The sequence below is a fragment of the Bacillus sp. CZDM1 genome, from assembly GCF_055502545.1.
Map to the genome: position 1 here is coordinate 1 of NZ_JBUESO010000011.1, position 26,897 is coordinate 26,897.

Annotated in this window: 21 protein-coding genes; 2 read left to right on the forward strand and 19 right to left on the reverse strand. The window is 40.3% G+C overall.

Annotated elements, in window-relative coordinates; translation table 11 throughout:
* The first annotated feature begins 430 nt into the window (after positions 1 to 430).
* Both ACY3XC_RS21740 and adhE read left to right on the forward strand, forming a co-directional pair.
* Positions 431 to 658: a hypothetical protein gene (locus ACY3XC_RS21740; RefSeq protein WP_179157788.1), complete on the forward strand. Its 228-nt coding sequence runs from the start codon at positions 431 to 433 to the stop codon at positions 656 to 658.
* Between the two features lie 92 nt (positions 659 to 750).
* Positions 751 to 3,354, forward strand: a complete 2,604-nt coding sequence (gene adhE / locus ACY3XC_RS21745) for a bifunctional acetaldehyde-CoA/alcohol dehydrogenase (RefSeq protein ID WP_464870412.1) — start codon at positions 751 to 753, stop codon at positions 3,352 to 3,354.
* 97 nt (positions 3,355 to 3,451) lie between these two features.
* On the opposite strand, the gene ACY3XC_RS21750 is transcribed toward adhE, so the two are convergent.
* From ACY3XC_RS21750 to nagA, 19 genes are all read right to left on the reverse strand, one after another.
* Positions 3,452 to 4,240 carry a 5-deoxy-glucuronate isomerase gene (locus ACY3XC_RS21750; RefSeq protein WP_464870413.1) on the reverse strand — a complete coding sequence of 263 codons (789 nt, stop codon included), beginning with the start codon at positions 4,238 to 4,240 and terminating at the stop codon, positions 3,452 to 3,454.
* Between the two features lie 15 nt (positions 4,241 to 4,255).
* On the reverse strand, positions 4,256 to 6,175 hold the full coding sequence (gene iolD / locus ACY3XC_RS21755) for a 3D-(3,5/4)-trihydroxycyclohexane-1,2-dione acylhydrolase (decyclizing) (RefSeq protein ID WP_464870414.1): 1,920 nt from the start codon (positions 6,173 to 6,175) through the stop codon (positions 4,256 to 4,258).
* 76 nt (positions 6,176 to 6,251) lie between these two features.
* Positions 6,252 to 7,718, reverse strand: a complete 1,467-nt coding sequence (locus ACY3XC_RS21760) for a CoA-acylating methylmalonate-semialdehyde dehydrogenase (RefSeq protein WP_464870416.1) — start codon at positions 7,716 to 7,718, stop codon at positions 6,252 to 6,254.
* A gap of 53 nt (positions 7,719 to 7,771) precedes the next feature.
* On the reverse strand, positions 7,772 to 8,776 hold the full coding sequence (gene iolC, locus ACY3XC_RS21765) for a 5-dehydro-2-deoxygluconokinase (protein ID WP_464870417.1): 1,005 nt from the start codon (positions 8,774 to 8,776) through the stop codon (positions 7,772 to 7,774).
* A gap of 113 nt (positions 8,777 to 8,889) precedes the next feature.
* Positions 8,890 to 9,654 (reverse strand): sugar phosphate isomerase/epimerase family protein, encoded by a 765-nt coding sequence (locus ACY3XC_RS21770; protein ID WP_464870418.1) that lies wholly within the window; start codon positions 9,652 to 9,654, stop codon positions 8,890 to 8,892.
* A 45-nt stretch (positions 9,655 to 9,699) separates the two neighbouring features.
* Positions 9,700 to 10,674 carry an aldo/keto reductase gene (locus ACY3XC_RS21775; protein WP_464870419.1) on the reverse strand — a complete coding sequence of 325 codons (975 nt, stop codon included), beginning with the start codon at positions 10,672 to 10,674 and terminating at the stop codon, positions 9,700 to 9,702.
* Between the two features lie 83 nt (positions 10,675 to 10,757).
* Positions 10,758 to 11,555, reverse strand: coding sequence for an endonuclease/exonuclease/phosphatase family protein (locus ACY3XC_RS21780; RefSeq protein WP_464870420.1), 798 nt, complete (start codon positions 11,553 to 11,555; stop codon positions 10,758 to 10,760).
* Positions 11,556 to 11,610: 55 nt separating this feature from the next.
* The gene (locus ACY3XC_RS21785) at positions 11,611 to 14,751 is read right to left on the reverse strand and encodes an alpha-mannosidase (RefSeq protein WP_464870421.1); all 3,141 of its coding nucleotides are present in this window, start codon (positions 14,749 to 14,751) and stop codon (positions 11,611 to 11,613) included.
* Positions 14,752 to 14,790: 39 nt separating this feature from the next.
* Positions 14,791 to 15,699: a metallophosphoesterase family protein gene (locus tag ACY3XC_RS21790; RefSeq protein ID WP_464870422.1), complete on the reverse strand. Its 909-nt coding sequence runs from the start codon at positions 15,697 to 15,699 to the stop codon at positions 14,791 to 14,793.
* 22 nt (positions 15,700 to 15,721) lie between these two features.
* Positions 15,722 to 16,618: a carbohydrate ABC transporter permease gene (locus ACY3XC_RS21795; protein ID WP_464870423.1), complete on the reverse strand. Its 897-nt coding sequence runs from the start codon at positions 16,616 to 16,618 to the stop codon at positions 15,722 to 15,724.
* Between the two features lie 128 nt (positions 16,619 to 16,746).
* Positions 16,747 to 18,435, reverse strand: coding sequence for an extracellular solute-binding protein (locus ACY3XC_RS21800; protein WP_464870522.1), 1,689 nt, complete (start codon positions 18,433 to 18,435; stop codon positions 16,747 to 16,749).
* A 33-nt stretch (positions 18,436 to 18,468) separates the two neighbouring features.
* Complete coding sequence (locus tag ACY3XC_RS21805) at positions 18,469 to 19,410, reverse strand: ABC transporter permease (protein WP_464870523.1); 942 nt, start codon at positions 19,408 to 19,410, stop codon at positions 18,469 to 18,471.
* Positions 19,411 to 19,451: 41 nt separating this feature from the next.
* Positions 19,452 to 20,936 (reverse strand): CehA/McbA family metallohydrolase, encoded by a 1,485-nt coding sequence (locus tag ACY3XC_RS21810; protein WP_464870424.1) that lies wholly within the window; start codon positions 20,934 to 20,936, stop codon positions 19,452 to 19,454.
* Positions 20,937 to 21,041: 105 nt separating this feature from the next.
* Entirely contained in the window at positions 21,042 to 21,548 is a 507-nt protein-coding gene (locus ACY3XC_RS21815; protein WP_464870425.1) for an MgtC/SapB family protein, read from the reverse strand.
* Between the two features lie 65 nt (positions 21,549 to 21,613).
* Positions 21,614 to 22,639: a histidinol phosphate phosphatase domain-containing protein gene (locus ACY3XC_RS21820; protein WP_464870426.1), complete on the reverse strand. Its 1,026-nt coding sequence runs from the start codon at positions 22,637 to 22,639 to the stop codon at positions 21,614 to 21,616.
* On the reverse strand, positions 22,629 to 23,432 hold the full coding sequence (locus tag ACY3XC_RS21825) for a DeoR/GlpR family DNA-binding transcription regulator (RefSeq protein WP_464870427.1): 804 nt from the start codon (positions 23,430 to 23,432) through the stop codon (positions 22,629 to 22,631). Before ACY3XC_RS21825 ends, ACY3XC_RS21820 begins: the two co-directional genes overlap by 11 nt.
* Positions 23,433 to 23,783: 351 nt before the next feature.
* A complete protein-coding gene (gene lacD / locus ACY3XC_RS21830) occupies positions 23,784 to 24,791 on the reverse strand; it encodes a tagatose-bisphosphate aldolase (protein WP_464870428.1) in 1,008 nt (335 codons plus the stop codon).
* A 14-nt stretch (positions 24,792 to 24,805) separates the two neighbouring features.
* Positions 24,806 to 25,732 carry a tagatose-6-phosphate kinase gene (gene lacC / locus ACY3XC_RS21835; RefSeq protein ID WP_464870429.1) on the reverse strand — a complete coding sequence of 309 codons (927 nt, stop codon included), beginning with the start codon at positions 25,730 to 25,732 and terminating at the stop codon, positions 24,806 to 24,808.
* Positions 25,729 to 26,895: an N-acetylglucosamine-6-phosphate deacetylase gene (gene nagA / locus ACY3XC_RS21840; RefSeq protein ID WP_464870430.1), complete on the reverse strand. Its 1,167-nt coding sequence runs from the start codon at positions 26,893 to 26,895 to the stop codon at positions 25,729 to 25,731. The genes lacC and nagA overlap by 4 nt, the downstream gene beginning before the upstream one ends.
* Positions 26,896 to 26,897 lie beyond the last annotated feature (2 nt).

Genomic DNA, 26,897 nt, shown 5'->3' on the forward strand with positions numbered 1-26,897 from the left:
GGATAACTAGGTTCGATTACAAACCCCTTGACTTTTTGGCTCAGAGTCAAGAAATCAGTATGGAAAAATTATACTTAGAATCCATATAAAGTAATATTTGTATACCCTTGTGGATATTTTTGCAATGCTAGTGGAAAATCTCCGCTTATTTACCCCGAAACCAGCTCCATTCTGCATTTAAACGGAAAATCTCCGCTTATGTTTTATTTTTGCTGGTTACTCGATTTAGGACAAGACTTCTAAAAGACGTATTTTAAGAAAAGCACCTGATAACGGAACCAATTACACTTGATCCCCCCCTCCTCTTTAGGTAAAAAGTACCATTTTTAGTATATTTGTTAATATTTCAAAGTTTGTTCAATATTTCACAAACCATCATTGGAAATCGGTGTTATTATAAACTTATAAAAGGTTCAAGGAGTGATATGACATGATGGTATGTGAATGGAAATCCTTTTCAACAGATTCTGAAACGTATACACAAGAAACTTTCGAAGAAACTGTTGGTGATGAATTTGAGGCAATGATGTTCAAGGATAACGAAAACATTCCAACTTATATATGGACTGTAAACTTTGTCATCGTTGTAAAAAAATATTCAAAGGTCCTTACTGACATATCCTTTGAAAAGATACCACGAAACCCTGTATGCGAGTAACAATGTAAGTCATATAAATTCTGTTTGTTATTATTTTTTTACAGCTATATGTGAAATATATCACAAAGTTTTAAGAAATTGGAGGAATTAAAATGGCAGTGGCAGAAAAAATGAGCAAGGATATGCAAAGTGTAACTACAATGGTGGATACTTTGGTGGAAAATGGTCTAAAAGCGTTAGAAGAATTCCGCAGCTTTGATCAAGAAATGATTGATTCTATTGTGAAGCAAATGGCCTTAGCTGGTCTTGATCAGCATATGCAGCTTGCAAAACTTGCTGTTGAGGAAACTAAACGAGGCGTTTATGAAGATAAGATTATTAAAAATATGTTTGCAACTGAATATGTCTATCATAATATCAAATATGATAAAACCGTTGGCATTATCAACGAAAACGAACATGAAGGCATCATTGAAATTGCCGAACCCGTTGGCGTAATTGCAGGTGTTACACCTGTAACCAATCCAACATCGACAACAATGTTTAAAGCACTAATCTCTATAAAAACGAGAAATCCAATTGTTTTTGCCTTCCATCCATCCGCACAAAAATGCAGCAGCGAAGCGGCAAGAATCCTTAGGGATGCAGCGATAAAGGCAGGGGCTCCTGAGAATTGCATCCAATGGATTGAAACGCCATCCATTGAGGCTACACAAGCACTGATGAATCATTCAAGGATATCTATGATTCTTGCAACTGGCGGTGCAGGAATGGTCAAATCCGCTTATAGCTCTGGTAAACCAGCCCTCGGTGTTGGACCTGGAAATGTTCCATGCTATATGGAGAAATCAGCCAATATCCATCAAGCAGTGAACGACTTAATTTTATCAAAGACGTTTGACAATGGAATGATTTGTGCATCTGAACAGGCTGTGATTATTGATCAAGAAATTTATTCTCAAGTCAAAAATGAAATGATTGCAAATAATTGTTATTTTTTAAATGAAGAAGAAAAAGAAAAAGTTGAAAAATTAGTTATTAATGAAGTTTCATGTGCCGTTAATCCGAATATTGTTGGAATGGCTGCAAGTAAAATTGCTGCATTGGCAGGAGTAACAGTTCCAGAAAACACAAAAATACTTGTAGCTGAATTAAATGGTGTCGGACCAGGATACCCGCTATCAAGAGAAAAATTAAGCCCAGTCCTAGCCTGTTACAAGGCAAGTAACCTTGAAGAAGGCTTAAAAAGAGCAGAAGAAATGCTAGAGTTTGGCGGGTTAGGACATTCTGCAGTCATCCATTCCCAAGACCAAACAGTAATTAAACAGTATGGCTACCGGATGAAAGCTGGAAGAATCATTGTCAATGCCCCATCGTCACAGGGTGCCATCGGTGATTTTTACAATGCTTACATGCCTTCACTAACACTTGGCTGTGGTTCATATGGAGGAAATTCTGTTTCCACTAACGTTGGTGCGATTCACTTAATCAATATCAAAAAAGTAGCCCAAAGGAATGTTAATATGCAATGGTTTAAAGTTCCAGCCAAAATTTATTTCGAGAAAAATTCCACTCAGTATTTAGCTAAAATGCCGAAGATTTCTAAAGCATTCATTGTAACGGACCCTGGAATGGTGAAACTAGGGTATGTTGATAAGGTACTTTATTATTTAAGGAAACGTCCGGATTATGTTCATTGTGAAATTTTTTCAGAGGTAGAACCAGACCCATCCATTGAAACGGTTATGAAGGGCACCGAAATGATGGCTAAATTCCAGCCGGATGTAATCATTGCTCTCGGCGGCGGGTCAGCGATGGATGCTGCCAAAGGGATGTGGCTGTTCTATGAGAATCCAGAATCTGAATTCTTTGGGTTAAAACAGAAATTTCTCGATATCCGAAAACGAATTGTGAAATATCCTAAGTTAGGTGAAAAGGCACAATTTGTTGCGATTCCAACCACCTCTGGAACAGGTTCGGAAGTAACTTCCTTTTCCGTCATAACGGATAAGGAAGCAAATATTAAATATCCGCTTGCCGATTATGAATTAACACCAGATGTAGCGATTATTGATCCGCAATTTGTAATGACTGTTCCTAAACATATTACGGCGGATACTGGAATGGACGTATTGACCCATGCCATTGAGGCTTATGTGTCTTGTATGGCTAATGATTATACAGATGGACTTGCCATGAAAGCCATCCAGCTTGTATTTGAATACCTGCCAAGAGCCTATCGAAATGGCAGTGACGAATTGGCACGTGAAAAAGTTCATAATGCTTCAACGATTGCTGGTATGGCCTTTGCGAATGCCTTCCTTGGTATCAATCATAGCCTTGCCCATAAGCTCGGCTCAGAATTCCATATCGCTCATGGACGTGCAAATACAATATTAATGCCGCATGTCATTCGCTATAATGCTGCCAAACCGAATAAGTTTACAGCATTCCCGAAATACGCACACTTTGTGGCAGATAAGCGCTATGCAGAAATTGCACGAACACTTGGACTGCCTGCGAATACCACAGAAGAAGGAGTTGAAAGCCTAGTTCAAGCGATCATTCGCCTGGCAAAAGAGCTTGATATCCCAATGAGTATCGAAGCAAATAATATTGAGGCAGACACTTTTGAAAGCAAGGTTGACTACCTCGCAGATAAAGCATTTGAAGACCAATGTACCACTGCTAACCCTAAGCTGCCTTTAGTAACCGAATTAGCTGAAATTTACCGCAAAGCATATAAGGGAGTTTAAAATAGTTTTATGAAAAGGCCGACTTCTCCTTCCTATAAACTGGAAAGAGAGACGGTCTTTTTTTTCAATTCATCAAGAAATTGTAGGGTTTGATGCTTTACTTTTTCGGCCAGATTTTCGCATCCGGTTCTAGAAGCCACTTATGTTCTTCTTCCATCACGCGGTCTGTCCATGGATTGTTTTTGAGATGTCTAATCATCCAGCAGAAATACATGACATATCCTGGAGCGGTTGCCTGTGGGTGATCAAGGTCACCAGGGATGGTAATATAACTATTATGTTCAACCCGGTATGCTTCCTGGCCAACCATCGCACAGCCGAAGCCTTGTGGTTTATCAAAACGATAGTAATACACTTCAGGCTGATCATGATGATGTGGCGGGTAGCTTGACCAACGGCCCGGATAGGAGATTACTTCACCAATTACAAGATTCGAATACGGTGCATTATTGTAATCAAATATCGTTCGGATTACCCGCTCCGCCGTTCCGTTCCAAACCCCTTCCCCAGCCACTGTACTTTCGCATTCCTCTGGGGTATATAATTTTGCTTCAAAGCTGTTTTCATTATCTGTTTTTTGAACAAGCACTTCACTATCCGTAAATGCTGTGACGATGATATCTATACCTTTTGGAACATGAAGACACCATGGATTATCTTCAAAAACAGAACCACGGCAAATTTCAACTGATTCTCCATTCCATTCTAGACGAACATTTCCTTCAAGAAGGAGGACCGCTGTTTCCTTCCTGGTTTCGGAAATTGTTTCAGCTTTTCCTGCTTGCAATTTGTAAATGCCAATATCTTGCTGCATATCACCGTGCTTGCCGTCTATTTCAGTAATCGCTGTATAGCCCTCTTTTAATTCTCCAAGCTTTTCATACATGACTTTTTTCCTCCCTTAATAGGAACGTGCTTTCTGAAGATTTAATTCCTTTTCTTCCAATGCAGCTTTAATGCTTTCTTTTTCCGATACTTCTGCAACACCGACATGCCACCATGCCCCATAGCCGTTTGTCATCGTTTTTGGGAGGACTTTAATGTCAATAAGTGTACTGACGGTTTGCTTTTTCGAATCCCAAACGGCTGCCTCTAATTCCGCCATCGTTCGGACAGAGTATGTTTTTGCCCCATAGCCTGCAGCGGCCTTTGCAAAATCAATGGCCATGATTGGACCATCTAGTTTACCAGTTTCATCATTCCGTTTGCGGAATTCCGTGACAAAGCTGCCCATGCCATTCCCCATTTGCAAATTGTTAATGCAGCCAAAGCCTGAATTATCAAACAGGACAACATTAATCTTTTTCCCTTCCTGAAGCGATGTGACAAGTTCTGAATGAAGCATTAAATAGCTGCCATCACCTGTCATCGCATAGATTTCTTTATCTGGTTCCGCTAATTTCACTCCAAATGCCCCGGCAATTTCGTAGCCCATGCAGGAGTATCCATACTCCATATGGTATGTGTTGCGGGATTTAGAGATCCACATCCGCTGCAAGTCGCCCGGCAGACTTCCTGCTGCACCGACGATGACCGCTTGATCATCAAGCAGAGCATTCATCTTTGCAATTACGCTTGTTTGGGTTAGTTCCGTGCCGAGCGCTTCTTTGTACTCAGGCAATTGCTCATCAAGATGCCCGGCAATTTCCGGTGTGAAGTTCTCGCGATAAGAAATAGCAGATAGGCGTTTAAGTTCATCCTGCCAGCCCTGCTGTGCTTCCAGGATTTCATTTTCATAGGCGGATGTATAACCTTGAAGTTTCGCAAGGATCGCATCAAGCCCTGCTTTTGCATCAGCAACAACTTTTACCGCATACAGCTTTGATGCGTGAAACTCAGAAATATTGATGGTTACAATGTCTGCTCCGGCAAACAATTGTTTTGAGGCTGTTGTAAAATCGGTAAAACGAGTGCCCACACCAATAATTAAATCAGCTTCCTTGGCAATGGTATTTGCTGCCGAGTTGCCTGTTACACCAAGCCCGCCAAGGTTTAATCGATGATTGCTTTCCACACCGCTTTTCCCAGCCTGTGTTTCTGCAAATGGAATATTGAACGTTTCAGCAAATTGCAAAAATGAATCTGCTGCTTCAGAATACCGGACACCACCGCCTAAAATAATCAATGGCTTTTTCTTCGATTGAATAAGTTTCACTGCATCCTCTACGCTTTCAATAGATGGGAGTCGGCGCTCGATTCTATGTACTCGTTTTGCAAAAAAGCTTTGTGGGAAATCCCATGCCTCTCCTTGGACATCCTGCGGAAGTGCAACCGTTACTGCCCCAGTTTCTGCGGGATTCGTCAAAACGCGTATCGCATTCAGCATCGCAGACATTAGCTGCTCAGGGCGGCTGACACGATCCCAATATTTACTCACAGGACGGAAGGCATCATTCGTCGAAATCGATAAATCATGCGTTTGTTCAATCTGCTGCAGCACTGGGTCCGGCTGGCGGCTCGCGAAGACATCACCCGGCAGCAATAATAGCGGGATATTGTTCGCTGTAGCTGTCGCTGCAGACGTAATCATGTTGGCTGCACCAGGTCCGACGGAGGACGTACAGGCAAAAATCTGTTTCCGGTGTTTTTGCTTAGCAAACGCCATAGCTGCATTAGCCATCCCCTGCTCATTTCGGCCTTGGTATACCTCTAAATCGCCCGAGTTTTCTTCCAATGCCTGCCCAAGACCCAACACATTCCCGTGGCCGAAAATGGTAAAGATCCCTTTAATAAACCGTTCCTGTTCGCCATCAAATTCCACATACTGCGCATTTAAAAATTTCACCAGTGCTTGTGCAGTTGTTAAACGAATCGTACTCATTTACCTTCTCCTCTCTATATAAAAAAATGGGAAGCGGCACGGACAATTACCATCCCTCCTCTTCCCAATGATTGAGTTACTTCACATAACGCGCGGTAACCATTTTCTTTCTCGTGTAAAATTCAACTCCGTCAGGACCATTCGCATGGAGATCTCCGTAGAAGGAATCTTTATAGCCTGAGAATGGGAAAAACGCCATCGGAGCCGGAACACCAATATTAATGCCAAGCATACCTGCATCAATGGTCTCACGGAACTGACGAACAGCCGATGCGCTGTCTGTATAAAGGCATGCGCCATTCGCGAATGGCGAAGCATTTGCCCATTCCACTGCTTCTGCTAGGTCTTTTACACGAACGATCGAAAGGACTGGTGCAAAAACTTCATCCTGCCAAATCTTCATTTCTTGTGTAACGTGATCAAAGATGGTTGGTCCGACAAAGTAGCCGGCTCCTTGTACCACCTCGTCTTTACGGCCGTCACGAACAAGTACGGCTCCTTGCTCGACACCTGAAGCAATATACCCGAGGGTCCGCTCTTTATGGGATTCACGAATAACCGGTCCGAGGAAGACCCCTTCAACAAGTCCATTACCAATTACAATCTCATCAGCTGCCATCTTTAACTTTGCAACCAGCTCATCTGCTACAGACTCCTCTACCGCTACAACAGCCGCTGCCATGCAGCGCTCTCCCGCTGAACCGAATGCAGCGCTTGTAATTTCTTTCGCTGCTGCTTCAAGATCTGCATCCTTTAAAACAATCGAGTGATTTTTTGCCCCTGCAAGTGCTTGAACACGCTTAAGATTAGCAGCACCTGTCTTATATACATATTCCGCAACAGGCTGTGAGCCAACAAATGAAATAGCTTTAACGAGCTTATGCTCAAGAAGGCCGTTTACCACATCATGTGCACCATTTACAATATTCAATACCCCTTTTGGAAGACCTGCCTCTTCAAATAATCCAGCAAGACGAGAGGCAAGAAGCGGCGTACGCTCTGATGGTTTTAATACAAAGGTATTGCCGCATGCAATGGCCAGAGGGAACATCCAGCAAGGAACCATCATCGGAAAGTTAAAAGGTGTAATGCCTCCTACAACACCAATCGGATAACGGTACATGCCAGATTCTATATTCGTTGCAATATCAGGGAGATGTTTACCCATCATTAAAGTAGGTGCACCTGCAGCAAATTCAACACATTCAATCCCTCGCAGGACTTCGCCATGTGCTTCCGAATAGCTTTTGCCATTCTCTTTTGTCACGAGCTTTGCAAGCTCATCCCAATTTTCAACAAGTAGCTGTTGATATTTAAATAGAATGCGAGAACGTTTAGGAACAGATACCTGAGACCAGGTTTTAAATGCTACGTTTGCTGCCTGAACAGCACGGTCTACATCTTCCTTTGTAGAAAGAGGAACAATGGCAATCTCCTCACCAGTTGCAGGATTAACCACAATTTCCGTCTTTTCTGCAACTGAATCCACCCACTTGCCGCCAATATAGTTTTTCAATCGTATTTTTGTTGTAGTTTGGGTCATGTTAAATCCTCTCTTTCCTTTTTGAACATGTTCGTTAAACCCTGTTACATTCTTTATTGAACTGGTTCGTAAACCCCTGTTTTCATTTGATATAAAAGCTCTTCTATTGTCGGCATCGCTTCAGAGCAGCTGTGGCGCGAGATAACAATGGAGGCAGAAGCGCTGCCCATTTTCATTGCTTCGGAAACGTCTTTACCCTTCATCAATCCATAAATGAAAGCGGATGCATATGAATCACCGGCACCAAACGTTTTTAAAACGTTGGTTTGATAAATACCGCTGCGGTGGGACCTCCCGTCCTTCGTATAAGCGATAGATCCGGCACCTCCATGCTTGATGACAACCATCTTAGTACGGTATGTGAACCAGCGGGATGCCGTAAAATGATCATCTGCTTCCTTGATATTTAGCAATTTTTCCATCATATTAAATTCTTCTCTTGTACCAATAATAACGTCACATTTTTCAGCAAGCAGGTTATAATAAACGGCGGTTTCTGATTCGTCAGTCCATGTATAAGGGCGGTAATCTAAATCAAAAAACACAGTGACATGATGCTTTACTGCATAATCGATAGCGAGAAAAACAGCTTCACGTGACGGACTTTTTGCAAGTGCAGTTCCTGAAATTAAGAGTGCTTTTGATTGTTTGATATAGTTTTCATCTATTTCTAATGGGTGCAGCTTTAAATCCGCCACATTGTCCCTGTACATCAAAATGCTGCATTCACTCGGGCTTTTTATTTCTGTAAACGCAAGACCAGTAACGGCTCCTGTACGATCGATCTTCACACCCTTCGTATCAACCGCATTTTTTTCAAGATAGCCCGTTATAAACCTGCCCATTTGGTCATCAGCTACTTTGCCAATAAAGCCTGTCTTCTGACCGAGCCTTGCTGAACCTATCGCAATATTGGCTGGTGATCCGCCAACATATTTCGTGAACACGCTCGTTTCTTCCATCGGCCGGTTAGTTTCATTGGAATTTAGATCGATACAAAGTCGACCGATGGCAATAAGATCAAGTGGACGAGCTTTTTCAAATTTTAAGGGATTCATTTTTATCCGTCCTTCCGTCTTTTGTATTAGGAAGTTTTCTCTAAACACCATGTGATGGAACTATACCTTTGGGAAATTATAACAGTATTAACAAGCTTGAATTAAAAAACTTTCTAAAAGCCTAACCTTTGAGCCATTTTCACTAGATTCGTTAAGCTTATTTCTAAACTATCAAATGGGCTTCCAGGACAATAATCTTGTTCAACACAGTAATACTCTACCCCGTTTTCTTCACCCCATTGAAGAATAGGTTCGAAGTTAATGCTGCCCGTACCTACTTCAGCAAAATACTTTTTTTCATCATTGGTCATATCTTTAAAGTGCAAGATCGGTATTCGATTCGGAAATTGTTTGATATACTCTAATGGGTCTTGACCGGCCATTTTCACCCAATACGTATCAATTTCTGGAATGATAAATTGGTTGCCTTCAGGTTTCAGCAAATAGGAAAGGGCATAATCCCCATCAATTTCTGCCTGAAACTCAAAATCATGATTATGATAACCGACACGATATCCGATAGGAGACACTTTTCTAGCAACATCAAGCAACTCCCGTTTTGCACGCTTATATCCCTCTACACTTTGATATTCCTCCTCCAAGTAATGGCAGAAGAAATCAGTGGTTCCGAAAAGGTCCGCTTCTCTTAAAACCATTTTCAATTCATTATTCATCCGTTCAAGACTTATATGCATTCCTGCCACTTTTAGGCCTGTTTCTCTTAGTACAGCTGCAATCTCCTCAGCAGGATATCCAAATAGACCGTCGATTTGGACAGCCTCCCATCCCATTTCACTTAACTTCCTTAATACACCTGTAAAATCCTGCTGCAGCTCATTGCGTAAAGTATAAAGCTGTGCGGCAAATTTATGTTTCATTTTTCTATCACCCTTCAAGGGAAGTCTCCCTGGTAGAATTTATGTTTAAGATTGTAATAGAACAGGTTTTTTAGCTAATTTTAAATCAAGCCATTTTACTAAATCCTGATCAAGTGATTGTTTGGACCCCTCGAATGAGGAAAAAAGTTCAGCTACTTTTTCAGGTCCGATGATGGCTGCTGTAGGGAAGGATTGATTTAACACATAGGCAAGGGCGATTTGGATTGGCGTGACACCAATCTTTTCAGCAAGCTGCTTTGCTCTGTCATATCGTTCCCAGTTATCAGTAGAATAATAGACTTCCACCATTTCCTCGTTCTCACGATTTTCTGGTGTAAAGTATCCCGAGAAAAAACCACCCGCTTGTGATGACCATGACAGTAAAGGCATTTTCTTTTCTTCATGATATTCGATCATCTCTTCATCGGCAGAAACACAGCCTGGCCAACGTGGGATATTACATTTTGCAAGACTTAAGTTCGGGCTGTTAAATGTGAATGGGACAAGATTATGCTCCTTTGCATAAACATTGGCGGCTTCCAGGCGCTTAGTTGTCCAATTCGACACTCCTATAGCTTTGATGCGTCCCGCCCGAATATGCTCATTGAGTATTTCCACAATCGGTCCTACTTCAACCTCTAAATCGTCACGGTGAAGCGCATATAAATCCACATAGCTGGTTTGTAAACGTTCCAGACTTTCCATTAAATCCTTTGTAATCAACTTAGGATTGACACGCTTACCAGGTTCTCCATCATCGTTATGAGCGCCTTTTGTTAAAATTCTGATTTTTTCACGATTTTGCCGATGTGTCATCCATTTTCCGATAATTTCCTCACCACGGATATATTGATGGGCGGTATCAATCGTATTTCCACCAATTTCAAAAAATTTATCTAATAGAGCATTCACATCATCTGGATTGAATCTAAAAAAATCACCGGTTCCCAATATTAGCTGGGAAATTTCTATTTTGATAGATTGACTGTTTTCCGTTCCATCGATTGAAATATATTTCACCTATATTCCCCCATCACTTCCGAATAATTTCCTTATAGATTTTCAGGATCAGGTTTGACTTTACTAATATTTCCCTAGGGAGACTAGAGAGCGTGTTTTATTTTTAGATCCACAACGATTGGAAAATGATCGCTCGGAAAACAACCGTTCGGACAATCTCCTACGACCTTGGCAGACTCCACAGCGATATTTCCGCGTACAAGAATCCAGTCAATCCGTTCTTTCCCGCCTGAATGGTTACTAAAATCATTAAATGTTCCAAATTCTTCGTTATATCGCTGATCAGCCATAAACCATGAATCCGAAAACCGTCCATCCCCAACGATCACCTGATACGGTTCCGAATGTTCGTTCTCATTAAAGTCTCCAGTTAAAACAATCGGGATGGATGGGTCAATTTCCAATGTTTTTTGGACAATTAATTTAACTCCTTCTAATCTAGCTAATAACGAATAATTATCTAAATGCGTGTTAAAATGGTAGAATGGCTTGTACGTTTGCCTGTCAAGAAAGCGAACCCAGGTCACCATCCTGGGGCAGATATTTCCCCAGGTGCAGGAACCAATTTGAGAAGGATTATCAGAAAGCCAAAAATCGCCATACTCCAAAACCTCTAACCGTTCTTTTTTATAAAAAACTGCCGTGTATTCCCCTTTGCTTCCACCTTCCCTGCCTAACCCGACCCAATCAAAATCAGGCAGCATGGATTTGAGATCACGAACCTGGCGGAACAGACACTCCTGTGTACCAATAAGATCCGGAGTTTCTCTCAGGATTAGTTCTTTAATCAAACCTTTACGCTCATCCCATGAATGGGGGGTGGTTTCATCTGCATAACGCATATTGTAGGTCATCACACGAAGCATTTCAGATTCTGGCATAGCTATTCTCCCTTCCAACAATCAAGACAATTCGGTATTAATTTCCTTATCTGTTTTAAGCATTCCCGGCAACGTCAACAAGGAACGTTTTAATTTCATATGGATTTATCTCAAATTGAATGCTTCCCATCGAAACTAAACTGCCTATCGGGCGTTCCATTAAATCGCATTCCTGCCATGAGCTGATCGCCAAATCGCTTCGAATTTCGATTGAACCCCGTCGGCCGGTAAATTCGTGGATACGCAATAAAATTTTGTTCCTATCTTCTGCTTTCTTAATAGCATCAATCATGATATGATCCTCAGAAATACGGAATAGTGAGAAAGCGGACTTAATCGCTCTACCTTTTGAAACAGTGAGTGGATTATTTAAATCCCAGGCTTCTTGTACCGTATTCCCCTCAACCCAATCGCCTTGATGCGGCAGAAGTGAATACGTAAACTGATGATGTCCTTGGTCCTGCAAGTAATCCGGGTCTGTTGATGAGCGGAGTAATGTTAACCGAATGACATTTTCCTTGATATCGTGACCATATTTACAGTCATTCAAAATACTGACACCATATCCCCGTTCTGATAAATCAGCCCATTGATGGCCGACCGTCTCAAAGCGGGCCATATCCCAGCTCGTATTCCAATGGGTTGGACGCTTTAAATTACCAAATTGAATATCGTAAGTAGCTTCGGTCGCACGGACAGCTACTGGGAATGCTGCTTTTACCAGCTGATTCTGTTCATACCAATAAATATCGGTAAAAAAGTCAATCCGCGGGCTTAATGCATACAAAAACATGCTTTGTTTCACAGTTGACTCCATATAGGACCATTCAAATTCAACTGCCATACGGAGCTGGTTCACTTCTGTTACCTTTACCCTTTTTAAATCCGTTATTTCACGCATTTTTTCCTGATAGTATATATCAATATCCCAGGCATCAAAGTTCATTGGTTTGTCTTCAAACACTTGAAGTATATTCCCTTTTGCACCCTGTGCTAAAATTTCGCGCTTAGCAAGGCGATCATAAATCCTCGTTAACTGCCCTTGATCATTCCATTTTATTTCATAGAAAGGTGTTAAAACTCCTGATGGTAGAAGTTCAAAAGGAGCATGAGTATCATCCAGTACATCAGATGGTTCAAAATGAATGATGTCCATACCAGTAGAGGGTATTGAATTGACTTGGACAAGCCAATTTTCCCCTTCCTGACTGGCTGAAAGTTTCTCGCCCTTGGCGTTTTTCCATTCCCCTGTCTCCATGCCTTTTTCAGATGTAATTGAAACCAGACCTGCTTTTTCCCATGACGAAGAATTCAATACCGTAAACGTATTTTCTTCCTCCACTACAAGGGAATTCAAGGAACTGGAATATAAAGTATGGGCAAGCTCTTCCGCTTCTTGATATTCTAAAGTGCTATCCTCGTAAACTTCCCTAATGGATGTGCCTGGAATAATATCATGGAATTGGTTGCGCAGAATGATTTTCCAGCCTTCATTAATTTGTGAGGACGGATACTTTAAAAAGTTTGAAGCGAAGAGACTCTCCAAAACAGTCGCCCATTCAACTTCCCTATACAGTAACTCCAGCTTACGATTCATTTTCTTGTTATACGCCTGACTCGTATAGGTACCACGGTGATATTCAAAATAAAGCTCTCCATCCCATGTATGGACATACTGATCGGTTTTTTCAACCGTCTCTTGTAATCTCTTAAAATATTCATCAGCTCTTCCTGTCTCGACATGCGGCAATCCAGGCATTTCATTCAGGCGCCGGCGCATTTCCAACATTTCACGATTGACTCCCCCACCGCCGTCACCAAAACCATAAGAGAGCAATAATTCTTGATTAATGGACTTATCCCTGTACTCGGTCCAGCTGCCCATCACCGTTTCAGGCAAAATTTGACCGTTATAGGTGTAAATATGCTTCCAATCATCATCGGTATCGGTTGTGGTAATAAAATGGGTTAAAATTTCTGTTCCGTCAATCCCTTTCCATTTGAAGGTATCGTGTGGCATCCGATTGTATTGGTTCCAGCTGATTTTGGTTGTCATAAAGGTATCAATGCCCGACTTTTTCAAAATTTGCGGAAGCGCCCAACTATATCCAAACACATCCGGAAGCCATAAATAACTGCATTCCGCACCAAACTCTTCCCGGAAAAAGCGAGTTCCCATTAAGAGCTGACGGACGAGTGACTCCCCTGAAGGAATGTTACAATCCGCCTCAAGCCACATCCCGCCGCCGGCTTCCCAGCGTCCATCTTTAACGTAGGAACGAATCTTGTCATAAAGCTCTGGGAAATCTGATTTTATGTAATCGTATAATTGTGGCTGTGTTTGTAAAAAGATATATTCCGGATATCTTTCCATTAGGCGCATAACTGTTGAAAAGGAACGTGTTGCCTTTTCCCTCGTATGCTTCAAACGCCATAGCCAGGCAACATCAATATGAGTATGTCCGATTGCTTTAATCGTAACCGGGTGATGCTTCTTCATTTCTTTTAACTCTTTTTCCAATAACCCGCGTGCTCCTGCTACCGATTGATAAAAGCCACTGGAACCTGGTTTCGACCAATCCACCTGTAAAAAGGCACGGTCAATCGCCGCTAGTAGTGCTTGACGTTCCGGTGAATGCTCACTAAAGACATGGACCGTTTTTAGAACTGCCAATGCCGTGTAATAAAGATCATCTGCTGCTTCATCAAGCCAAACTAATTCCGCTTTTTTTATTTTATGCTCTTGGGGCTTAGGTTCGCCGCCCCCTTCCAGACCAGACCATAGTCGAAATGAAAGCTGAATGTTTGAACCAATAAGATCATCAGGCAAGAAAGTCTCCTGATGATTAGAATCCACGCCTTGAAAAGGCACACCATTTACATAAAGGAGTGACTCAAATCCAGAATTATTTCCATCGCCAGTCTTTCCAAAGTCAAATACGCCTACTACTGTATGCCCTTCCCAATTGTCAGGGATAAGAATATCTGTTTGCAGCCACGCATATGTATCACGCCCAGACCAACGATCTCCTAAATAGATTGTTGACCACTCGTTATTTTCCGGGGGACTTGGGACAATAACACCTTCTGTTCGATCCAATTGAAATCGGAACTCTGGAATAGCTATTCGATCACGGTATCGGTATTTTTCTAATTCCTTAATCCGGCCTGAAATCTTTTTCTCTGTCCAAAACAACTATATCCGCTCCTTCAAGTAGTTCATCAAACTACCTATCTATAATTCTCGTTTTTCCTGTACGACTAAAGTACCATCTGCTAATCGAAGGTAGGTTTCAAAGTCTGTTTTACTTTCCTGTAGTTTAATAATTCGTGCCCCGCGCGGGAATTTTTCATCCCCATAGCCGTTATAACCTGTCGCACGCCCATAGCATAATTTAATTCCATATAATTCACCGCAGAAATCATTTAAATGGTCATGCCCGACAAACGTCCCCTTGGCTGTACCCATTTCCACCATGGCAGAAAATAGTCCGGAATTGACTACAGGACTGCAAATTTCGCCCTCATTCATTGAACCAAAGCATGTCCCATTTTCCCAAACCTCTTTATACTCAGGAAGAGGGATATGAAAAAATAGGAGTTCAGAAGGTGACCCGTTTTGTTTTAAATTAATTGACTGTTTGACGTACCAATCAATCTGATCACGCTTAATAAAATCGTACCCTCGAACCAACTGGTTTGGATTATCCATGCCCGAGTCTAGAAAATAAAGGACCCATTTTGAATGAACCCCTGAGGATTCCATCACATGCAGCAAATAGTTACCCACACCGCTGACATTCCCAGCTTCAGTAAGGCAATAAGGCTCTGTTTGCATAACATTCAATAATTCCTCTTTCGTCACATTGCCTTCGGTATCATGATTCCCATACACAGCTGCCCATGGAATATTCCTATTTACGACTGGTTCCAATGCCCTTCGGAAAGCAGCTTTCGGATTCTCACTGCTTGGGCTATAAATCGTATCCCCTGTAAACACAACCAAATCAGGGTTTTCTTCCATTAAGATATTTTCCATTAACTGATTAGTCTTAAGGTCTAACTCATCCCCATTTTCCCAATGAAGATCAGTAAATTGAACAATCGTAAAGGTTCCGTCTTTTTTAAATTTCAATTGGGTCATCTAAGTCTCCTCCTTTCGACTTCTATTCTTTCACTGAGCCAATATTTACACCTTTAGCAAAATGTTTTTGGATAAACGGATAAATAAGGATAATAGGTGCCACAACAATAATTATCGTTGCCATTTTCAATGAATCACCTGTCACCGTAATTTTTTCTAGCGCCGCATAAGCACCTGAATTTCTTAACAATGCATCCGCTAATGCCTGCTGTCTCGTTAGCATTTCTTGTAATAGCGTGGCAAGTGGTTTTAATTCAGGATCCCTAACATAGAAGGCACCAGAGAACCAATCATTCCAATGGCCAACTGCATTGAATAGTCCTATCGTTGCGATTACTGGCTTGCTCATCGGTAGAACGATTCGGAAAAAGATTTGAAATTCACTGCAGCCATCAATTTTAGCAGCTTCTACTACACTGTCTGGTAATTGATTGAAAAACGTCCTCATAATGAGAATATTCCACACACTATAAAGACTTGGAAGAATATAGACCCAAATGCTGTTTGTTAAGTTAAGCTCTGTTAAAACTAAATAATAGGGAATAATGCCGCCACTAAATAACATCGTGAAAAAGATGAAGAATGTAATAACCTTTCTTCCCGGTAACGTCCTTGTTTTAAGGGCATATGCAGCCATTGCCGTCAGTAATACACTAATAACAGTACCTACTACGGTTCTAAATAAACTAATACCTAATGCATTCAGAACGGTTGATTGCTTGAAGACTTCTAAATAATTCTGAACACTAAATTCTCTAGGAAAAAAATAGATGCCGCCTCTTTGTGCATCTGTTCCCTCATTAAATGAAAGAGCTAGAATATTCAAAAAGGGGAGAATAATAGATAAGCAAAGTAACACCACAATGGTATAATTCAAAACCTTGAAGAAATTCCACGATTTTTTCCGTTGGTGCTGCATGAATATCCCTCCAATACAATAAAATGGGGGCTTCCTTTCACTTTCTAATTGAAAGGAAGCTTTTTAGCTGTTCAGCACAACGTCTTAATGACGAATAACACGTCACCAAAATTTCGCTTTTGCTTTTCTTAGAATCGGATTGTTGTTCCTTCTTTTTCTTTTTTCTCAAGAAGTTTGATATAATCGCTTAATCCTGATTTCTCAAGTAATTCTTTTGAATCTTTTAATATTTTCTTAGCTTCTTCTTCTGACTTACTATAGTAAGCACGTAATAGATTTTCATTATATGTGTCTAAAGCAATATTTAGGTTGTCCCCGTTTTCAAATTCAAAAATGAACGTTTTAGGTGATGAGCCGTCAACTACTTTTGCATTCTTTAACTTCTCATCATAATTCCACATTTCGATAATTTTTTCCGCGGCAGATGCATCTTCACCAGCAACTCTTGAACCGTACTCGAACTCACCAAAGTCTGCTAAACCATCCAAATCTGTATATCCAAGATGCTCCGCCCAGAAAGAACGAACACCTCTAAAACCTAGTTTCATAGCTGCAGCAGGATCATTCTCTTTTAATTCTAAAACCTCTTTTTTAACAAGAGGATTTTCTTTTTCATCTAACGTATAATCTCTTCCTTCGATTCCATATTGGCTCAATAATTTCCCTTCACGACTTGCCAAGAAGTCAGCTAGTTTCACAATATCTTCAGGGTTCTCTGTACTTGATGGAATAGACCAGCCTGCATATCCAGATTTGTAAGGTAATTGCATTTGATAATCGCCTTCAGCTGTATCAATTGGTCCAAGCGGGATATATTTCAAATCAAGATTCTCTGGAAGCCAATTGTGCATATCAGCAACGATTCCGAACGACTTATTAACAAGACCTTCCTTTGCTTTATTTTCTTCCATTGTGAAGAACTCAGGGTGAAGAAGGTCATCTGCTAACAATTCTCTAACGAAATTAACACGTTTCAAACCAAAGTCAGTTTGTGACTCATGCTTGATTTTTCCGTCTTTGTCCTTTAAGAACTTATCACCTTTAGAACCTGTCCAGACAAGGTCATTAAAGATGAAATCTCTGTCGGCGCCGCCCCATGCTGTTGGACCAATCGGTGTAATCGGTTTGCCATTTACGTCTTTAATGTTAGCAGCTTTAATTTTCTCAGCTAAATCACGTAATTCTTCATGAGTATCGATTTCTACAGGGTTAATACCTAATTGATCCACAATATCTTTTAAAATATAAGGGCCACCAACATATTTTCGCGATACAGTTCCAGGTTCACGAGGAATCGCCATATGAACGAAATAGCTGGCCCCTTTAAATTCTTCTCTGAACATAACATTGTCTTTCGTGTCTTTTGGCAGGTATCCTTCTTCAAAATACTTACTATAGATCTTGGTTTCTTTAAGCATCGGCGTTAAATCGTGGAACATCCCTTCACGAGCACCCTTTAATAAAATTTGCATTTCAGGACGTCCACTGTGATCCAAGTAGTAGGCAATAAAATCTGGTAAATCCCCTGCCGCTAACCCTGCTGTTAATGCTTCAGTAGAATCTTCAACAGTAATCCCCTGTAATTCTAATGTAATCCCTGTTTTTTTCTTTAATTCAGCAGCAATTTCCGGATTCATTTCAGCGGAAACGTCGCCATCGCTCATAAATACAAGCCCTTTAATGGTACGCTCAGCTATCCATGTATCTGGTGCTCCCTCAGGCTTTTCCCGATTTTCACTAGAGCTCTTTTCTTTATTTGTACAAGCAGTCAGTAACATTAACCCGATTAAAACAAAAGTTAAGAATTTGTATGAAATTTTCTTCATCTATTTTTCCCCCTGATAATTGGTTTACCATAATGATGTATTAAATTTCTTGCTTGCAAATCGGTTAACTAAAAGTACAACGATCAATCCAATAATCCCTTGCATCATCCCAACTGCTGTTGCATATCCAAATTGTCCGCTCTGAAGCCCGGTTCGAATGACATACGTATCGATTATTTCTGCAACCTCTGCGTTTCCTGGTGTTTTCAATAAATAGATTTGATCGAATCCTGCGGATAGAATATTGCCTAACGATAGAATAAATAATATTAAAATGGTTGGTCTTATTCCTGTTAAGGTGATATGCCAGATCTGCCTGAATCTATTTGCGCCATCAATAGCCGCTGCCTCGTAAAGGGCAGGATCAATGCCGGCAATAGCCGCAAAATAAATAATCGAGCTCCAGCCAATATCCTTCCACACATAGCTCCAAAACATGATTGAATTAAAATGCTTTTCTTCCATTAAGAAAAATGTACTTCCATCACCCCCCATAAATGAAATTACTTGGTTCAGTAATCCTGTATTTGGTGCTAAAATACTTTGGATAATCCCCACAACCACAACCCATGATAAAAAATGAGGCAAATAAGAAATACTCTGGAATAAACTTCTAACTTTATTATTTTTTATTTCATTAAATAAGAGTGCTAATATGATAGGAAATGGCATCGCTAAAATTAATTTCATCGAACTGATGATGAGTGTATTTTTTACAAACGTCCAACTTTGGGGGTCCTGAAAAAAACGCTCAAAATATTGCAGTCCCACCCAAGCTCCGCCAAATATTCCCGTATCAAACCGAAATTCTTTAAATGCTAGAACTAGACCAGCCATTGGTAAATAAGAAAAAGTGATAAAAAAAATAATACAAGGCAAAAGCATGATATACTGTGCGCGGTGTTTCCAAATGTTTTTCCAAGTAATCTTCATTGGTTTTACCTTTTTCTTTTTACTTTTTTTCACTGCTGCTTCTGTTCCAATTGTTTTTTCAGTCGTAACTTCCATTACATAAATCCTCCTTTCTCAAAATAAACTGGATTTGTTATTAAAATTCGGTTGAGATCTTCATCAAACACTGAAACTCTCAGCCACATCAAATCATCTAATTTTCCTATTCTGCAATCGATATCGAACTGATAACTTTCATATAAATCCCCCAAATTTGATTCGATTTTAACCAGATGGACTCCAGTTGATTGAGTGAGTAGAATTTTTATTTTCATTTCATTTCCATTATCTAAAGGAATCCTGTCTCCAATCGTCCATTCTTCGTTAATTGTCATATCCACTTGAGGCGCAAGGGTGATATAACTTCTGCCTAGTTTAACCGCCTCTAATATATCCTTTTCGGCCGTATCTTTATCTGCTAACACGTACAAAAAAGCAGGCAATTTAGTTGTATTTGAATGATGCCAATCCCTTCCGCATGTTGCGGGTATTTCAATCCCGCTATTCAAAAGCTGCGTCCATTTGGCAATCGCATCAGCATTCGAGAGAGAATAATGAGGATCCTCAGAGTTCCAGACTTCGATAAAATCGATATATTCAAGAGAATCTAACGCATATTGCCATCTGCATCCTGTGCAATAGGGACTTCCCACATCAAAAGGATGAGCGATACCGATAAGTAAACCCTGCTCATGCATTTCTTTTAATTTTTCATTTATATTCACTCGATTAATTAAGGTCCAATCAATTGGTGATTGATCTTGATAACCTAAGGTTAAAAAATGACCATGCAGTGTTGTCATTTCTAATCCTTTTATCAATTTGAGCGGTTGATTTCCTGTTGAAATGTCATCAAATGCACTAATCGTATTATGATCGGTGATTGCCAGCCAACCGATGTTTTGCTTTATCGCCTCAGTGATTAATTCTGTAGTTGTATGGCTTGCATCGCTATGTACCGTGTGTGAATGAAGCTCTACTTTATGATAATGAGAATGGTGTTTCCTCTCTCGCTCCCTCTTTAATCGTTCTTTTTTAATATCTGCTATTTGAATAGGCTGCTGCACGACGGTTGCTTCTTTATGTATAGCATGTATCGTACAATGAATTTCAGTTTTTTCCGTGACCAATGCATGGAAATTAAATGATATATCCCAAAATCCAGGATGAATTTCTTTTGTATGTATCCCAGGTGATGACTTAGTATTGTTAATAATGACGGTTCCTGTTGATTCAAACCGATGACAGCTCCCTTCGTATCCTTGACTGGAGCGAGCTGAAATCGTAATTAGATTTCTCACGGATTGGATATATTCACGATCGGAAGAAGCCATATTGTTATCTAGTTGATAACGTGAAAACAATTCATCCACCTTCACTTCTCCATTTTCTTCTGTTGGTGAGTAGGAGTAGGTGATCATGATTTCTTCGGTTGAGATAGGCACTTCCACTCGAAAAATAAGATGTGACTGATGGGATTCATGTGTAACCGCGACATAATAGTTTCCTAGGGTTGTTCTCATTAGCGATGTTTTCCCCATATTTATCCAATCCTTTACATTTAATTAATTCGATTTATTAGATTTTTAATTTAATCATTAGCTGAATCGGTCTTTTTTACTTAATTGGACCAGCCACGCCTTCCCTCATACACTCCTACGTTGTTTTTCTTTCATTTCCATCGACTGATTGTGCCTATCTTCAATGAATTGACTTATTTTCGCTGATAAGAAGGTAATGAATACAGAGGCTAATACAATCCCATAAAACCCTGCACCAATTCCAATCCCTACACCACCGGCGAAAAACACCATGGCTGCCGAAGTTAAACCTTTTACGCGTAATCCATCTTTTAATATTAGACCGGCACCTAAAAAACCTAATCCCGATACAATTTGAGCCGTTAGACGCATCGGATCCATTCGATTATTTATATTAGAATTGCCAAAAACCTCGGCGCTATAAATAGAAATAAGGGTAATTAACGTACAAGATACAGAAACGTATGTAAATGTTTTCAATCCCGCTGGTTTATTTTTTGCACTTCTGTCCCAACCGATAAACATACCTAGTAGAGCACTGATGACAAGCCGAAGATAGATCTCAATATTTTTTATAAAATGCTGTTCATATAAGAATCCTAATTGTTCCACTTCTTTCTCCTCCCTTTCAGACATTCCGTTAGTCGAAATCAGGAGACTCTAAATCTATCTTCCTATTAGGCGTTTTGAGTGATTTCTCGTGCCTCCCCTAAAGGTTTCATGGTTCTCTTTCTTTTTTCAAAGGTTGCTATTTCGGTTATGCCTTTGTTTAATAGTGTTTCAGTATTTACGTCGACAAATGCTCCGATGTAGTCAGGGAAATGAGAATCTGATGATGTGGTAAAGGATACCCCTTTGTTGATTAAAACATCTAGAAATATAGGGCTGGGGCACATTTCTTTGACCGGATAACGATAATATAATCCAGCATTTATTTCAGTTGCAGTATCGGTATCAATTAGTGCTTCTGCAATTTTTTCATAATGGTGAAGAAGGAGACTTTCGTCCGGGCGAAAGTTAAATACCTTAAGATTATCTAAATGAGCGACAAAATTAAATAATTGGCTGCGGATTGCTTTTTCTACTACGCTGAAAAAATCCCGATATAAACAATCCAAATCATAATTTAAAAATAGATGTTGTGTTTCAGGATTGTCGAACCCCCAGCCGTTAATAAAATGAACAGAACCTATAACAAAGTCCCACTCGTACGGACCAAGAAGATCTGTTAATTCTTGCTCCCCGCCTGGAAAATAATCTGCTTCAATTCCAAGTCTTAGAGTAATTCCCTCAGCTGCCCAGCGTTTTTTCGCTTCTGTTATCGCTGTGACAAAGTCTGCCATTGATTCCGTCATCACTTGGTTTAACCATTTACGTTGTTTATTTCCAAGTTCGGATTGACTAATATCTATATATTTTTCGAAATATGGCCTTGTTTCTTTAAAACGATATAAGTGATCTACAATCCCAACCTCACTCAGTCCCTTTCGTTTCGCTTCAATTAAATAGAGGTCAATCCAAGTTGAATCATAAGATCCCTTTTTTACTCGTTTAGATAAACGTTCCACACTATTAAACAGCCACTCATAAGTATGTTTCTGTTCACTAAGAGGATGAAAATGCTCTATTGCTTGATTCGTTCGATCGAGCCAGCGTAATGAATAGGGGCCTTCTTCAAGATGTAGATGGTAATCAACTTTCATAAACTGTCACTCCTTTTGCTGTGACCCATTCGATCATGGTATCCAGTTCCTTTTGTTTCCAAGATTTAGGCATGTCTTTATCAGAAATAATGTAATCAACTGTCGATAAGGGACAAATTCTATAAAAAGATTCATTATCGACTTTAGAGGAATCAGCTAACAGAAAAACTTGATTCGCCCTTTCAATCATGGCCGTTGAGACCAAGCTTTCCTCAAAATCGTAATCGCTTACATTATTAACGGTAATACCACCACATGAGAGGAATAACTTATCAAACCGAAATGCTTCAAGCATCTTACAAGTTAATGCACCTACAATCGATTTTTGTCCTGGATTTGTTGTCCCGCCAAGAACAATTACCTTCCCGTCAAATTCTAGATTTTCCAACTGCGTATTTAATTCCTCAGCCACAGCGAGGGAATTGGTTACAATCGTCAAGGACTTTATTCCAGAGATTGCTTTTGCCAGCTGAATGGTCGTTGTACCTACATCAATCATGATAGTGTCTCCATCTTGGATAAACTCGGCAGCTTTTCTTCCAATTGCAGCTTTTTCTTCCGCCATTACATTCATTTTTTTTACAAAATGTGGCTCATTATTTGTTTGAAGATATCGAACAGCTCCACCGTGGACTCTCTTTAATTTTCTTGCCTTTTCCAATGTGTCTAAGTCCCGGCGGATGGTTTCAGGGGCTACGCCTAATTCCTGAGCTAGAGTAGCAACAAATACTTTCTTTTCATTTTCCAACTTTTCTAAAATATAATATTGACGCTCGTTTAACAGTACATCCATAATAATTCATTCACATCCTGGTATTTTTTCAATGAAACCGATAAATAACAACTTCAAATATTTGTAAATTATTTAAAACTGTTTGTTTCGATTGTATTTTTCTTTGAAACAAACAAAAAGTAACATCAAACAAACTTTAAGTTTATATTATTACATAATGGAGTAATTGTAAATTGAATTTTTAAAAAACTTTTTCCAACTAATAAGGGGTGGGCTGCCCAATATGTCTCTAAAATATCCCCAGTTTTTGAGAATTAAAAAGGGGCTCCAAAAAGTCAGTTATCTGACTTTTTGGACAGCCCCTTTTTTTTTATAAATATCACTACTAATTTAATAGCATCGCCACTAAACTTAATAAGCTGCGAAGCTATTATTTTTAACCTTATCAAACCAAGAGCTGGCGGACTCTTTTAAAACACCATTTAGTTCTTCGATATTTTTTTTACCAAGGACTTGCAGCCATTCACGGCTGGCTTGCTCACCACCTGAAGCAAATGGGGCAACCCCGTCTTTCCAGGTGGCACGGCCGCATAACACCCCATTAAAGCTAGAACCGGAGTCTTTTGCAAATTTCAAAGTCTCTTGGAATAGCGCAGCGCTTACTCCTGCACTTAAAAAGATAAACGGAAGCTGTGTGGACTCACTTTGCTCTTTAAAATACGCAGCAGCTTCTGCCTGACTATATACGGTTTCACCTTCTGTATACCCTTCAACAAAATTCATATCCACGGGAACTTCTACTTTCAGCACATCAACTTGATATTGTGGCTTGGAAAACTCCCTCATGGCTTCAATCACTTTATGCGGCTTCACTTTTGCATACTCTTTACTTTTTACATCATCAATATTGGCATCATAAGAGACGATTTCCAAGAAAAACGGAATATCCTCGGCAGCACACTCGGAACCTACCCGTTCCATATATACATGTTTATAATCATTAATCTTCTCATCTTCATCGACATCATAGTACAATAAAAATTTTACGGCATCGGCACCTGCTTCTTTCAACCGTTTCACTGACCATTCTGGCAGTAAATCAGGCAGACGGCCCACAGCTGTTGCATCGTATCCGGTCTTTTCATAGGCGACCAATAAACCGGAGTCTTTGCTGCGGACTTTAGCCGCTGGCAGTCCATATTCTGGATCTAGTAGAATAGCAGTTGAATAAGGAGTTAATTCTTCTGAAACCAATTCTTTAAAGCGGATAATGCCTTCATCACCAACTGGTTTCGTACTTCCTGCAGCAATCATTTTTTTCAACGAACCGCGTTGATCAATTGCTAAAGCCCCAATAATACCATTTTCATCAGATAAACGCTTTAAAGCATCCAATTTGTTTTTTGTTAATTCTAGCATCGATATTCCTCCTATCAATCTATTTTTACCAAATCAAAATACTGTCCGAATTTTGCCATGTTAATGTATCCCGTAGCGTCTTCCATGGTATTGAGCATTCCCATGGTCATAGCCGTTTTCAACACAGTTTCTACCGATTGGTTTTGATTCAGTGCCACAGCTAACCCAGCAACCACAGAATCTCCGGAACCAACCGGATTCACTACGTCTATTTTTGGGAGGGTTACCCGGTAATCATCTGCACCATGCCTTACAAAGGCCCCTTCCCCGCCCATCGAAACAACAATCCATTCAATCCCTTTAAACCATTCATGATCTAAAGCTCGTTTTAAACTGCTTACCCTGCTATCTACTTCCACGCCAAGCAGCTGAGACAATTCCGTCAGATTCGGCTTAATTGCCAATGGTTTTACTTTATGTAACAAGGCTGCTTTTAACGGTTCTCCTGATGAATCCAATACAACTGGAATTTGCCTCCGATGGCAAATCGCTAACATTTGCTGGTAAAAATCCACTGGCAGACCCTTAGGTAAACTTCCTGAAATGGTTACCAAAGAAACTTTTGCCAATAGCTCTTCAAATTTCCCTAAAAAAGCTATCCCTTCTTCATTCGTTAAGGTTGGTCCAGATTCTAATATTTCCGTTTGCCTGCCTTGATGAAGAATAGCAATGCAATTTCTCGACTCTTTTTCGATTCTCAAAAAGTCATTCAGAATGTGACTTTTATTTAATTCCTGAACGATGTAATCACCGATCGTTCCGCCAATTACACCGGTAGCAAGGACTTTTTCTTCCATTTGTGCAATCACCCGGGCAACATTTAAACCTTTTCCGCCAGCTGTTTTCCGAACATTTTCCACACGGTTTACCGCATCTAACTTGAAATTATTTATCGGATAGCCAATATCAACGGATGGATTCATCGTGACAGCTAAAATCATTGCACTCCCTCTTTCTGTAAATGGTAACGACAGCCACCATCAAGGTAAGTCGCAAGTAACTCCAGATCAGGATTCAATACAATAAAGTCAGCAGCGTACCCTTTTGCAATTTTCCCGCATTCCACATCCAGCCCAATACTCTTAGCAGGAGCCGTACTCGCCATATAGATCGCTTCCTCTGGTGTCGCAATCCCCCAATCGACGACATTTTTGACAGCATCTTTCAGCTGCAATATACTGCCTGCTAAACTGCCGCCTTCAATCCGGGCCGCGCCTGTTTTCACCTCGACAGGGAATTCTCCGAGTTGATAGTTCCCTTCCGGCATGCCTCCAGCCATCATACAATCTGTCACCAAAACGGTTTGATCTCTGCCACGGGCATTCATTAAAATGTTAGCGGCACTAGGATGAACATGATGTCCGTCACAAATGATTTCGGCAAAAACATCTTTTAAATTCATCGCTGCCCCGACCATCCCCGGCTCCCGATGATGCATCGGACTCATTCCATTGAAGGTATGAACAAAAATCGAAGCTCCTTTTTCAACCGCCTGCTTTGCTTCTTCGTAAGTGGCGTCACTGTGGGCTAATGCCACTGCAATCTCTTCTTGCACTGCATATTCAATAAATTCCGCTGCTCCTTTTCGTTCAGGGGCAATGGCAATTTTTTTGATAAAATCATTGGATAATTTCTGCCAGACTTTCAAAAGATCCACGGATGGGTCACAAAAGTATTTCGTGTTTTGGGCCCCTTTATGCTTTTCTGTAAAAAATGGTCCTTCTAAAAAAATCCCTTTAATTTTTGCACCTTGCACTTTTTTATAATTGGCACCAATCATTTCAACTACATTATTCAAGGACTCTGACGAAGAAGTTAAGGTTGTCGGCAAAAACGAAGTGACCCCGCAGGATAGAAGACCTTCAGAAATCTGATTCAATCCTTCAAAATCATTATCCATAATGTCATGATTTCTAAAGCCATGAATATGTGTATCTACTAAACCAGGAGCGATCCAATGCCCTGCGTAATCAATAATTTCTTCCGCTTCCATTGGTCTGTTTCCTGAAAAGTCACCGAATTTCTCATCTCTTATTTCCAAAAATCCAGGACCTTCAACCTTTCCATCAAGGAAAAACTTATCTGCAAAGATAAACTTGGACATGC